11 protein-coding genes and 4 tRNA genes are annotated in these 13115 nt (G+C 43.8%); 5 read left to right on the top strand and 10 right to left on the bottom strand.

Annotated features, from left to right (window positions below; all coding sequences use genetic code 11):
- Positions 1-646: 646 nt before the first annotated feature.
- Entirely contained in the window at positions 647-1054 is a 408-nt protein-coding gene (locus NI469_RS05315; RefSeq protein WP_171054336.1) for a hypothetical protein, read from the top strand.
- 47 nt (positions 1055-1101) lie between these two features.
- On the opposite strand, the gene wrbA is transcribed toward NI469_RS05315, so the two are convergent.
- Positions 1102-1698, bottom strand: a complete 597-nt coding sequence (gene wrbA / locus NI469_RS05310) for an NAD(P)H:quinone oxidoreductase (protein WP_114541585.1) — start codon at positions 1696-1698, stop codon at positions 1102-1104.
- A 113-nt stretch (positions 1699-1811) separates the two neighbouring features.
- On the opposite strand from wrbA, the gene NI469_RS05305 reads away from it, so the two are divergent.
- Entirely contained in the window at positions 1812-3059 is a 1248-nt protein-coding gene (locus tag NI469_RS05305; protein WP_184412847.1) for a YihY family inner membrane protein, read from the top strand.
- A gap of 27 nt (positions 3060-3086) precedes the next feature.
- Here NI469_RS05305 and yddG read toward each other — a convergent pair whose 3' ends face one another.
- Both yddG and NI469_RS05295 read right to left on the bottom strand, forming a co-directional pair.
- A complete protein-coding gene (yddG, locus tag NI469_RS05300) occupies positions 3087-3974 on the bottom strand; it encodes an aromatic amino acid DMT transporter YddG (protein WP_253174558.1) in 888 nt (295 codons plus the stop codon).
- Positions 3971-4909 (bottom strand): DMT family transporter, encoded by a 939-nt coding sequence (locus tag NI469_RS05295; protein ID WP_253174557.1) that lies wholly within the window; start codon positions 4907-4909, stop codon positions 3971-3973. The genes yddG and NI469_RS05295 overlap by 4 nt, the downstream gene beginning before the upstream one ends.
- 104 nt (positions 4910-5013) lie before the next feature.
- On the opposite strand from NI469_RS05295, the gene NI469_RS05290 reads away from it, so the two are divergent.
- Entirely contained in the window at positions 5014-5835 is an 822-nt protein-coding gene (locus tag NI469_RS05290; protein ID WP_253174556.1) for an AraC family transcriptional regulator, read from the top strand.
- 52 nt (positions 5836-5887) lie between these two features.
- Here NI469_RS05290 and NI469_RS05285 read toward each other — a convergent pair whose 3' ends face one another.
- Positions 5888-6529, bottom strand: a complete 642-nt coding sequence (locus NI469_RS05285) for a fumarylacetoacetate hydrolase family protein (RefSeq protein ID WP_253174555.1) — start codon at positions 6527-6529, stop codon at positions 5888-5890.
- A 37-nt stretch (positions 6530-6566) separates the two neighbouring features.
- A complete protein-coding gene (locus NI469_RS05280; protein ID WP_253174554.1) occupies positions 6567-7064 on the bottom strand; it encodes a YcxB family protein in 498 nt (165 codons plus the stop codon).
- Positions 7065-7221: 157 nt separating this feature from the next.
- Between NI469_RS05280 and NI469_RS05275 the strand changes: the two genes are divergently transcribed.
- Positions 7222-8520 carry an SRPBCC family protein gene (locus NI469_RS05275; protein ID WP_253174553.1) on the top strand — a complete coding sequence of 433 codons (1299 nt, stop codon included), beginning with the start codon at positions 7222-7224 and terminating at the stop codon, positions 8518-8520.
- 105 nt (positions 8521-8625) lie between these two features.
- Here the strand turns inward: NI469_RS05275 and NI469_RS05270 are convergent.
- The 5 genes from NI469_RS05270 to NI469_RS05250 form a co-directional block, all read right to left on the bottom strand.
- Positions 8626-8702: transfer RNA gene (locus tag NI469_RS05270), tRNA-Arg, on the bottom strand.
- A 287-nt stretch (positions 8703-8989) separates the two neighbouring features.
- Positions 8990-9595: a dihydrofolate reductase family protein gene (locus NI469_RS05265; RefSeq protein ID WP_114541580.1), complete on the bottom strand. Its 606-nt coding sequence runs from the start codon at positions 9593-9595 to the stop codon at positions 8990-8992.
- A 118-nt stretch (positions 9596-9713) separates the two neighbouring features.
- Positions 9714-9790, bottom strand: a tRNA-Arg gene (locus NI469_RS05260).
- A 49-nt stretch (positions 9791-9839) separates the two neighbouring features.
- A tRNA-Arg gene (locus tag NI469_RS05255) sits at positions 9840-9916 on the bottom strand.
- A 16-nt stretch (positions 9917-9932) separates the two neighbouring features.
- Positions 9933-10022, bottom strand: a tRNA-Ser gene (locus tag NI469_RS05250).
- Between the two features lie 263 nt (positions 10023-10285).
- On the opposite strand from NI469_RS05250, the gene rnr reads away from it, so the two are divergent.
- Complete coding sequence (gene rnr / locus NI469_RS05245; RefSeq protein ID WP_016806776.1) at positions 10286-12733, top strand: ribonuclease R; 2448 nt, start codon at positions 10286-10288, stop codon at positions 12731-12733.
- Positions 12734-13115: the final 382 nt, after the last annotated feature.

The raw sequence follows: 13115 nt of genomic DNA, 5'->3' as shown, positions 1-13115 counted from the left end.
ATAAATTATTGTTTTTATTAAATTAATATATATTTGTTTATTATTTGTGATTTGTAAGAAATCATTATATAAATTTTTTTGAATATAAAATTCATCCAAAAAACTTGATTAAGATAATATATTTTTTATATTTTAAAAGTCGTAAATTTTTATTTTATTAGAACTTCTATTTAATAAGGATAAATGTCACGATTTATTTAAAATATAATTAATCAATTACAATGAAGGTGACTTATAAAGAAACGCCAATATTCAGATGTATTTTGGCTGAAAACTTGAATAGACCTGATAAGAACTCGTTTACATATTTTTCGACTTCCCTTCCTTTTTCATTTCGAATCCAGAAATGGCCTACCTAAGATCGCAATATTTAGACTGATGAGAGAAGAACATTTCTGATGATCTTGAGATTTGCCATTTCCTCAATGACAGGTTAAGAATTGCGTTAATCAACCAAGAAGGCATATATTTACAGCTGAAATACAATGTTTTAGCGTGAACTCAACTAGAATCAAGTGAGTATGCAATGTTTCTGATTTGCGAATTCAAAACTTATCTAGTGTGTTGTTGTATGTTATGAATAAGTGCTGATCAGGGCACACATCCTATTCCCGACAAACCTAAAACAAGCACATCTCAATCCTTGATGGAACAATCTATGCAATGTCCTAAATGTGGCTCAGCTGATATCGAACAGCGCGATCATGAACAGAATTTAAAGAAAATTGGCGGCATTCTCATGAGTTCAGCGGGTGCAACTGCAGGGACTGTGGGTGGCGCTGCTTCAGGTGCATCGATTGGCGCTGCAATTGGTACAGTAGCCGGACCTTTAGGTGTGATTGTCGGCGGAACCGTAGGCACTTTTGTCGGTGCAATCAGTGTCGGGATTACCGGCGGTGTGGTCGGTAATTTTCTGGGGAAAAAAGCCGGGGTTTCTGTCGACCGTAATCTGTTTCAGGATTATCAATGTCTGAAATGCAAATACAGATTTAGTCAAAAAGATCAAAAAGATCAAAAAGATCAAAAAGATCAAAAAGATCAAAAAGAAGCCTAATAAAATTCAGGAAATGAAGTTCATTCTTCATTTCCTGTGAGTGCTTGTCAGACTCGATTGAGTTTCAGTACCACTTCACCTAAACGCTTGCCTTGTACTTCACACAGAATTTTTTCATCCTGACTCAGGCCCTGATCATGCCGTGGGCCGCTGACATGACTAGCGCCATAAGGCGTACCACCAGTTTTGGTATTCGAGAGTGCCGGTGTTGCGTTACTAAGCCCCATGATCATCATGCCATGATGGAACAACGGCGGCAGCATGGTCAGCAAAGTACTTTCCTGTCCGCCATGCATGGAACCTGATGCCGTAAACACGCAAGCCGGTTTACCGTGTAGCGCTCCATTCAGCCACAGACTCGTGGTCTGATCCCAAAAATATTTCATTTCAGAGGCCATATTGCCAAAACGGGTCGGTGAACCAAGCGCCAGGCCGGCACATTGCGCCAGATCGTCCAGAGTACAGTAAATATCCCCTTCCGCCGGAATACTCGGTTCAGCGACTTTTACCATGCTGGATATATTTGGAACTGTCCTGATTTTTACTGCCACGCCTGCCGCTTCAATTCCATTGGCAATCAGATGCGCCATTTCTTTGGTTGAGCCATATTTGCTGTAATATAAAACAAGGACATAAGGTTGCATCATGGTTCTTATTCATTACTTAAAAAAATAAAACTATACGATACTTTGCAAGTTTTTTGGTTAAGCTGATGGTGAAAATTCATGATGATTAAAAAAATTGAGATTGGATGCAGATGATTGTTAAGTATTTAAAGAAATTACCTTTCTATGAAAAACACTGGTTTCAATTTGTTTTATTTGTACTTCGACGCTTTGAAGCAGACCGCTGTCGCGAACAGGCAGGTTCCCTGACCTACACTACCCTGTTTGCGGTGGTGCCGATGCTGACGGTTTTTCTGGTAATTATCTCTTCCATTAAAGCGCTGGAACCTGCGCGGCAGCAATTGCAACAACTGATCTATAGTAATTTTTTACCCAAAACTACAATTGCCTTTGATAAGGCCCTGAATGCCTTTACCGATAAATCCAGCAATCTCACCATCATTGGTATTCTGTTCTTGTTTGTGACGACAGTATTGATGCTCAGCAGTATCGAAACGGTGTTTAACCGCATTTGGCGCGTGACTGAAACGCGGGGCGGAATTATGGGCTTTATGCGTTACTGGACCATCATTTCGCTCGGGCCGATTTTACTCGGCAGTGCATTTGTGATTTCTTCGACCGTGGCATCCATGAGCATTCTCAGCAATAACTTTGCCGGTTATGAGCTTGATGGCGCTTTTGTCCTATGGGCGATTTCCTTTTCTTTGACTGTACTCGGATTTTTCATTTTGAACTGGACTATCCCGAATCGCAGTGTACCGCTTAAATCTGCCTTTATTGCCGGTCTGTTTAGTGCCGTGGTGTTTGAGCTACTGAAAAACCTGTTCGGCTATATCATGTCGAACTTCACCAGTTATGAAATTGTCTATGGTGCCTTCGCCGCCGTGCCGATTTTCCTGCTCTGGATTTATCTGTCGTGGATTATTGTGTTATTGGGGGTTGAAATCAGTTATGCCTTGACGGCTTTTGAATCTGGGCAGGACAATAAACGCCATCCCATCGTCATGCTGCTGGATTTGTTAGAGCTCTTTTATAAAAAACAGAAGACCGGTGAAAGTATCAGTGAAGCACAAGCGCTTGAAGTCTTGGGCAGAGATGAAATTGGCCGCTGGCCGAGCTATGTCGCCATGTTTGAAAAGCAGAATCTGATTAAACGCACCGATGAGAATGAATATGTGCTGGTTCGTGATCTGGATCAGGTCAGCTTCTGGAATTTTTATCTGCAATTACCCTATCCACTGCCACGCAAAAACCATCTCACTAATGCCCAGACTGATGATATCTGGATGCAAAATTTCTCACCTAGATTACAGGAAACCGATCAATATCTGGAAGAAAAGCTCAGTTTTCCATTGTCCGAACTGTTCCGACATAAATAAAAAAATCCTCTCGCTTGAGAGGATTTTTTAAATATTATAGGTGGATTTCCAACAAATAAGCGCACCCACGCTTACCAAGCCTGTCCCGATCCAGAAATTGAGTTCGGGTCTGACATCCAGAATCAGCATTGACATGACCAAAGAAAGAATCGGCATAAAATAGGTGGCTAAAATCAGCACCTTGATATTGCCGAACTGCATACTCTGATTCCATTTACTATAGGCGATGCCAATCAGACTACCCACCACCGCAATTCCCAGCCATAGCTTGAATGAGGGCATGATAAAAGGTTCATTTAATCCTAAATGTAAGAGCCATAAGCTGATTACAGCGACCAAAAAGAAAATCGGTACACCATTTTGTCCGCGGCCGTAGGTTCTGGTCAGAACGCAATAGCAAGGCCATAACAAAGCGCCGAGAAAGGCAAAGCCATAAGCCCAAGGATTTTCAGCTAAAACCTGCATAAACTTCGGCAGATTAGTGATTTCTGGATTGACCACCAGCATCAGTCCCATCACAGCGAGCAGAAAGCCTGGAATCACCCAGAGGCGGGCCTGCAACTGTCGGGCAAAAATCGAAAAAACAATCATCAAGGGTGGCCACAGATAATTGATCATGGCAATCAGCATCACCTGTTCACGATTATCCGACCATGCCACAGCAACCAGAAATAGAATCTCATAAGCCACAAATAAAGCGCCACAACCGAGCAGATAACGCTTGGACATTTGCGTGATTTTTGGAAAGCCGGTGAACGCAAAAATCGCCAGACTGCTAAAACTATAAATTAAAGCAATCCCCTGCACTGCACTTGTAGATTCAGTAATCAGTTTCACTACGGCGACCAGACTGGCCCAGATCAGAATAGAAGACAGACCAATCCAGGTCGCTAAATTTACAGACCAGATTTTCATGCTTGCTCTTGAATGCTTTTATTGATATTCGGTTTTTTCAGCCATCCCTGCAAACTCACTAGAATCACACCCAGCATGACCATACAGGTGCCGATAATAAAATTGATTTCGATGTGTTCATCCAGAATCAGTACGCCGAACAGCATGCCGAATACAGGGGTCAAAAAGGAAAATACCCCTAGACGCGATGCCAGATAATGCTTCAGCATCCAGAACCAGATCAGATAACTGGCAAAGGAAATCAGCATGGTATGAAAAACCAGACTGGAAATAGACAACACCGTCCATTGAATGGCTGCTTGTCCAGTCAGAACAGCCAGAGGCAATAACAGCATTCCACCTATCAATAATTGATAGAACAAAGTCTGGGTTGCAGGTGCTTCAGCCAGCCGGCTCAGACGTACACTGACTGTGGTGGCTGCCCAGAATACGCCGCCAAGCAAAGCCAGAAAATCTCCCCACAAGGCATCAGTTTGTAAAGTTGATTCTGTCTGTGGACGTAACAGAAAGCTGACTACAATTCCGCTAAAGGCAAGAAATATTCCGCCCCATTGCACAGAAGACAAACGCTCTGCCGGCAATTTCCAGTGTAAACCCAAAGCCACAAAAATCGGCGCGGTATAAAGTAAAACAATCGTATGCGAGGCTGAGGTATAACGCAGTGCCTCACCAATCAGATAGAATTCGGTTGCAAACAACACACCGACTAGTAATCCTGCAGGTAAATAGCGTGCATTCCAGAGTTGACGGCGCACGCTCTGCTGAATCAGGGGATAAACCATCAGCGCAGATAAGGCTGAACGCAAGGCAATTTGCATCAGGGCTGAAATATCACTGGCGGCCCATTTCAATACCACCTGTTGTAAACCCCACAACATACACAATACAAACATGATGGCAGATGCTTTGGCATCTAATGCCTGACGCTGGCTCACATACGGTCCTGTTGCTCATTTGGAAGGTACACTATAAAAGTGTCAGAAATAAAAGATATACTTCAAAGTAGACAAATGATGGTGTTATTCAGGCAATTTCGGTGATGCATAAAAAAATCCAAGCAGATTCAGCTTCGCTCAAGCAACTTCCGACCCATGATCTGATTAAAGCACCGCTCTGGCTCAGTTTCAGGGAGGATCCCGCGCAATCTTTTTATCCGCTGCATGGCCATGCCTGGGGAGAATTTGTCTATGCTTTTCATGGCGTGATGGAAGTGAATATTAATCATATAAATTATGTGACACCTTCACCTCACGGCATCTGGCTCCCGCCAAATTTAGAACATCGTGGTCTGAACCGTACCGCAGTTTCTCATGGCACCCTGTATGTGCATGAATCACTATGCAGCCAACTGCCCACCCAACCCGGCATCCTGCTCAGTGCACCTCTGGTCACCGCTTTATTCACCCACCTGAAACAACTGCATCAGCAAGACCATCCAGCACTCGAGAATTCAGTTGAATATCAGCGTCTGCTACAGGTGCTGCTCGATCAGCTCCAGCAAGCCCAACTGGTCAGCAGTTATTTACCGCATTCAGAACATGCATTGCTGAAACAGATTTTAGATTATTTATATCAGCATCCGGCAGATCAGAGCTCGCTGCAGCAACTGGCCGAACGCGTCAATTTAACCGAGCGGACGCTAGCCCGATACAGCCAGAAAGAATTGGGAATGTCACTACATGAATGGCGGCAACGCCTGAAAGTGATGCAGGCCATGTCTTTATTAAATGCAGCGCATAGTGTCGAGAGCATTGCCTTTGATCTGGGCTATGCCAATGCCTCGGCATTTATCAGCATGTTTAAACGCTGGATGGGAAGCACCCCAGATCAGTTTCGCAAGCGTTATACTGTTAATGAATAAAATGATGCATATGAAAAAGGAGCCCATTGGCTCCTTTAATTTAAAATCTTGGTTATTTCACAAAAGTCATCCAGACATAATCCTGAACCTGCCCCTTCAGCGTCATTTTCAGTTGATCGCCTGAATGCAATGCCGCAACGCCTGCCGGGGTACCGGTCATCACCACATCGCCTTCTTCCAAAGTAAAGACCTGACTGATGTCAGCCAGCAACGTCGCAATATCAAATATCAATAATGCAGTATCGCCTTTTTGACGCAGCTCATCATTGACTTCGAGTGTGTAATGCACATCTTTCCAGTCCGTGACTACATCGGCGACAGGCACCCAGTCCGACAACAAACAAGAACCATCAAAGGCTTTGGCACGTTCCCAAGACTGGCCTTTTTTCTTGAGATCATCCTGTAAATCACGCAAAGTTAAGTCCAGACCTAAAGTCACCGCACCCACAGCTTTAAGTGCTTTCAGAGGATCGCTTTCTTTGCTTAAAGTCCGGTCAATACGCAAGCTGAGTTCACATTCATAATGACAATTGCCCCATTCCGGATTCCATTCAATGCCTGCTTCGAGCGAACTTAAGGCACTCGGTGGCTTGATAAACAATACCGGACGATCAGGGATCGCATTGCCGAGTTCTTTGGCATGATCGGCATAACTGCGACCCACACAAACGATTTTGGATGGACGTGTGCTCATGATCAAAACTTCCCTTTTCCTTTTATAGATATCTGAATTATTTTTTAAATGTATGCTCGAACATACTCTGTTCAGTGGCGTCCTTAAATGCACGCTTCGGCACAATAACCACGGTACGGTTTTTCAATTCCAGCATATAAGTCAGTTTACCAACAGCAAAATTCTGCACTTCGCTATATGGCACCAGCTTGCTACGATCATTGGTAAAAATTTCCGCATAGTCCTGATACAAATCAATACCCTGTTCGCTTTTACCAAACTGATATTTAACAAACTGGCGTTTAAACATCATCGGCAGGAACCAGTAACGCATGATGCCTTGCAGGATCAGGAAGAATGCACCCAAAGCCACGTAATAACGTCCAACGCCATCAAAGCCCATCGAGAAACCCCAGATGATGATCCCGATACTGACCAAAGGGGTCAGAAAACGTGAAATCTGCTTCTTGCCAAACGTCGCCAAGGCAAAACCATCCTGAGATTCTTCTAAAGTCAGAAAATAACGGGTCGATAAAGTCGGTGCTGACTCAGTCATAGCATCACATCAAAAATAAAATCTTGCCCAATACTATACCAAAATATCCACAGCGCTTATGGCCTGTCGCATCAATTACATAACTTTGCTTTGGAAATATGTGCATTTGGTTTTAAATAAATAGCAATTAAAAAAAAAATACACAACAGGATGTTGAATGAAAGGATTAAAGCAATGCATGCTCATCGGTGTTTGTTTGGCAGCTTCTGCTCCAGCACTGGCCAAGATTATTCCTTGGAATGCCGAACTGCCGAGCAGTCTGAGTGCTTATCAGGGCAATGCCCAGCAACTGGCAGAGTTAACCGGCGAGCGGATTCTGATTTATGCACATCCAACCAGTAAAACCCAGCTTCCCACCTTAAACAGTAATGCAGCCAGCAAGACACAGTTTTATAGTGCGGCTGTGGTATTACCGGTAGCTGAAGCTCAGGTCGAAAAATTGCTGCGCCATTATCCGAATTATGTCGGCCTGTTTCCGACCTTAAAGTCGGCCAAAGTGCTGGAGCAGCAGGGTTCGATTCAGCAGGTTAAATATCAGGTTCATATCCCGACCCCGATTCCAGTCTTGAACTTTAAAGAAACCGTAGTGATGCAGCATCATCTGGGTGAAAACAGCATCAGCACCTTAATTATTGATGCGCCAATTCCCTATGGTGCGGGAAAACTGGAATGGTTTGCACTGGGTCCGCATAAAACGCTGGTGACTGTCACCCAATGGGGCGACCTGAATCAGCCCAAAGGCTTTTTATTCAGTAAAATCCTGAATGCGCTGCCTGAAGCCAAACTCGGCATTCCGCCGAGTACCAATGCATTTCTACTGGAAGCACTACAACAGCGCTTTGAAACCGATCATACAGCGGCACTAGCAACTCCAATTCCGCAGATGAGATTCAACCCTCAACAGCTACAAAAAATTGCCCAGATCAGCCAAAAATCAGGGCAACCGGTCAGTTTCATTTTACCGAGCTATCAGGTCAAAGAAGGAAAAGCCTCAGAAAATTTAAGATTTAGCAGCACCTATCAATATTTTGCGCATCCGGTCGAAAAATTGCGACCGTGGTTAGCGGCTGAAGCGACGCAGCAGCTTTTTCCTCGGCAGATCAAGAAAGTCGAACTGAATCCGGTCAATACTCAGAATATAGATGCCAACTATAAGGTGTCGGTGGGTTTGGGCGTGATTCAGATCCCGTTTAATTTTAAGATGCATTTTTACCAACCTGATTCCCTGCAAAACCAGTTCAATGCCAATGGCGGTGACTTGAAGTTTGTGAAAGGTGGTATGCGCTTATTGCCGCAGTCACAAGGTACCTTATTTCAAATCACCAGCAGTATGAAAATTCACGATCAGGCGCCGTTCTTATTAAGAGCCATGCGTAGCATGCCCTATCATGATATTTTACCAGCAGTGGGTGGTAATACCGTTTATGCACTGAAAGTGCAGCAAAAATTAAGATGAGCAGGAAGCAGAGAGTTATTGGTTTTTTATATGAAAAATAGTTAAAAATCACAGACGTAAAAAAACCGCATCAACGTGCGGTTTTTTCAGAATTCTTATCAAGATTGGTGCGCTCAGAGAGATTCGAACTCCCGACCCCTTAGTTCGTAGCCAAGTGCTCTATCCAGCTGAGCTATGAGCGCGACGTCTTGATGGGGTGCATTATACGAGCTTTTTCAGTCTTGTTAAGTGTTTTTTAATAAAATCACAACTGAATGTACAGTAATTAAACGATGTATCAAAATTTATAGTTTTCTGCTGAAAATTTCTGCGGATTTAGAGCTAAAAACACTTAATTAATTCAATCAAGAGGCTTGTATTTTCCAAAAATTCCATCACTACGCAATGGGTCAGCCTTAAGTATTCTTAACCAGGTATTCAGCCAGAATAGAATTCAAATATAAAACGACCATCATCCTTGTACACTTTATCACTCGCCTATTGTTCCAGTCTTTACTTCTCCTGCCCTTTGATAATGCGTAAACACAATACCATTTGAGCTGGCCAGATGATCTATCAATTGAAAAGCGGCGGGTATTGATTCATGGCTAAACAGGCGTTTGCCAACACCGAGTATAATTGGAAAAGTCAGCAGACGAAGTTCGTCCACAAGCTCATATTTGAAAAGTGTCTGTACCACTGCAGCACTACCATACACGCGAATATCCCCCTCTCCCGATGCTTTAAGATTGATTATCTCATCAATGCTTTTCAGAAAAAGGGTATTTTGCCAGTCGGAATGCTCCAGACTAGTAGAAAGAATATATTTATTGACGTCATTGATTCCCGGCCAGTCTTCAGTATGTGTGGGCCAGTAAGATTCAAAAATCTGAAAAGTATGTTTCCCTAAAAGAATATCGGAGGGCTGCATCCATTTTTGCATAATGACATCAAATGCCGGATCAGGTTCCGCATTAAAATACGGCGCCACCCAGCCACCATATTGAAAGCCACCAGATATATCTTCTTCTGGGCCGCCGGGCCCCTGCATCACGCCATCGAGGGTCAAAAATTCCTGGACAATGATTTTTCTCATCACGACTGCCTTTATTTTTATTCACTCGCCTGAGACTTATTTTTAGCATGTGTTGTCTGGTGTTTCTGTAAATTTTAGGCACAAAAAAACCGCAACATGTGCGGTTAATTGTTCAAGTTGGTGCGCTCAGAGAGATTCGAACTCCCGACCCCTTAGTTCGTAGCCAAGTGCTCTATCCAGCTGAGCTATGAGCGCGTAACTTGTCTGCCTCGGTTGGCAATACGTTTTTTCTGCTTAACTTACTTGGTGCGCTCAGAGAGATTCGAACTCCCGACCCCTTAGTTCGTAGCCAAGTGCTCTATCCAGCTGAGCTATGAGCGCGCGACATAAGTAAGCGTGGCGGTGAGAGAGGGATTCGAACCCTCGATACAGTTACCCGTATGCGTCCTTAGCAGGGACGTGGTTTCAGCCACTCACCCATCTCACCGTAACGTGCGGCCATAATACAAATTTCGGCATGGCACTGCAAGCGCAGCATCAAAAAAAAGTGCATATTTTTGCTCGTTTAAATACTTTTTAAGCAATTCCTCGATTTTTCGCGCATTTTGATGGCAAAAAAACTGCATAAATTTCCAGTTATCGAAAATTAACAGAAAATTGAAAACTTAAATGGATTATTGCAATCATTTACGTGCAGTCTGCGCACACATGTTTTATGCTAAACCTATCTCCTAAGATAAATTTAAAGACATGATGAAAAACTGGGTCGATCCTGAAGCAAAAGCTGAAGCCGAACGTTATGACAACCCTATCCCTAGCCGCACGCTCATTTTAGAAACCATCGAAAAGAACAATGCCCAGTCCCATGCAGACCTGGTCGAACATTTTGAAATTGCAGATCAAAAAAGTATTGATGCCCTGAGCCATCGTTTAATTGCGATGGTGCGTGACGGGCAACTGATGAAAGACGGCTACAAGTTTCAGATTGCCGTCGAGCAACCTGAATCCGAAGCGACGGTTTATATCAATTCCCGAGGGATGGGAACTGCCAACATTTCCGGCCAGGATGACCTATTATTGGCTGAGCGTGAACTGCGTCTGGTCTTTAATGGTGACCGCGTTAAAGTGCGTCAGACTTCGGTAGACCGTAAAGGTAAGGCCTGGGGCTATATTACTGAAGTTGTGCAGCATCGTGTCAAACAGATCATTGGTAAAGTGTCAGAGTATGATGGTGAATACTTTATCCAGCCAGCCAACCCGAATGCACATCAGCCAATCACCCTTGAAAAAGAACTGATCGAACATGCCCAGGTCAATCTGGGTGACTCGATTCGTGTGGCGATTGATACCTATCCGACCCGTGAAGAATTCGCGACTGGGCATATTGTGCAGTCCATGGCAGACAAGGCCGATACTGAAATCATCATTCCACAAACCATTTTAGAATATGGTTTGCCTTATGAATTCCCGGAAGAAGTTGTTAAAGAAGCCGAGAGCTTTAAAGAACCAACGGCCAAAGACCATGAAGGTCGTGTGGATCTGCGTGATTTAGCCTTAGTTACTATTGACGGTGAAGATGCACGTGACTTTGATGATGCCGTTTATGCCGAAAAACGTCCCGGCGGTGGTTATCGTGTAGTCGTAGCCATTGCCGATGTCAGCCATTATGTGCGTCCAGGCAAACCGCTGGATGATGAAGCGCAGGAACGCGGGACGTCAGTCTACTTCCCGCACTTTGTTTTACCGATGCTGCCTGAAGCATTGTCGAATGGCCTGTGTTCGTTAAATCCGAATGTTGACCGCCTATGTATGGTCTGTGATTTAAAACTGTCACGTGCTGGCCGTGTTACCGGTTTTGAGTTCTATCCATCTGTTATGCATTCCAAGGCACGTTTGACCTATGATCAGGTCGCACAGTATCTGGAAGGTGACAGTCAAGCCATTACCGAAGACCGTGAAGTTCGCAAGTCGATCAACACCCTGTTCCAGCTTTATCAAGTTCTTAAAAGTTTACGTGCTGAACGCCATGCCATGGAATTTGAAACCGTCGAAACTTACATGACCTTCGACGAACTGGGCGGAATTAAAGAAATTTTGCCGCGTAGCCGTAATGATGCGCATAAGCTGATTGAAGAATGTATGTTGCTGGCCAACGTGGCAGCCGCAGAATATGCATTGAAAAATGAAATGCCAATGTTGTACCGTGTGCATGAGCCACCAGAGTTCTCACGTATCCAGAAAGTCCGTGACTTCGTCAAGCTGCTGGGTTTGAATTTCCCGGAACAGCCGACTCAGAAAGATTATCAGGCGGTGATTGAAGCGACCAAAGAACGGATTGATGCACCAAGTATTCATGCCGTGTTATTACGCTCCATGATGCAGGCTTACTATGGTGCGAGTAATGCAGGCCATTATGGTCTGGCTTATGAAGCCTATACACATTTCACTTCACCAATTCGCCGTTATCCGGATTTGTTATTGCATCGTGCAATCAAAGCACATTTAAATAACAAGCCATCTCCGCTTTCAGGCGGTGCTTTAGATGAAGCTGGTGACCATTTCTCTGCCACAGAACGTCGTGCAGATGAAGCGTCGCGCTCGGTGACGACCTGGTTGAAATGTCATTATATGCAGCAGCATCTGGGCGAAGAATTTGTCGGCATTATTAGTGCAACGGCAGAATTTGGCCTGTTTGTCACGTTAAAAGATCTGTATGTCGATGGTATGGTGCATGTCAGCCAGCTAGGTGATGACTTCTTTGTCTTTGATCAAAGCAGCCAGAATCTGATCGGCCAGAACCGTGGTCAGGTCTTTGGTCTGGGTGATGAAGTCAAAATCAAGGTTGCCGGTGTCAATCTGGAAGAACGTAAGATCGATTTTGAACTGGTGCAACAACTCAGTCATGCCGGCCGTGCAGTTCGTGCCCGTGCACCGCGCGTGAGTGAGAAAAAACCAGTATCACGTCCAGCAGCGACAGAAGAAGTGTTTGGCAATAATGAACGTGAATCTAAATCCAACTTGAGCGCCGATGGAGAACAACCCATACGACGCAAAAAAGGAAAAGGAAAACCCAGCTCTTACAGTAAAAAGTCTGCTAAACCATCTGCAGGAAAGTCTGAAGCAAAGGTTAAAGATAAAGTAAAGAAAAAGGCCAAGGTCAAAAAGAAAAAGTCGAATGCAAAAGCCAAGACTGAATAATTTTTGACGGTTTAAAAAGAGTGCTACGGCGCTCTTTTTTTTATACCTTATCCAAAATAAATACGATTAGAATAAAAATGTTCACCGCATCGAATCATCATCTTAGATCACGTACCTGCCCTCTTTTTATCTAAAACTGAGGAAAACCGTATAACCTCTTGATCCATACTCAATCAGTGAAATTCAAAGATCTGCAAAGACATATTTCCTATTTCTTTGAAACAGACTATGGAATTCTGCCTATTCTTAAACTATCTGTTTCGAAGTTTCAGCGAGCAACACCAATCAGTTGAACTATAACTCAACATTAGCAAAAGTAGCTTGGACATCATTGTGAACGAGATTGAATAAATCTCGATACCTCCTGCTTCAGAATAAATCA

Origin of the sequence: Acinetobacter lwoffii (assembly GCF_024129735.1) — a bacterium.
Classification (GTDB): domain Bacteria; phylum Pseudomonadota; class Gammaproteobacteria; order Pseudomonadales; family Moraxellaceae; genus Acinetobacter; species Acinetobacter lwoffii_H.
The sequence above is the reverse complement of the archived record's forward strand: the minus strand, read 5'-3'. Positions and strand labels throughout refer to the sequence as shown.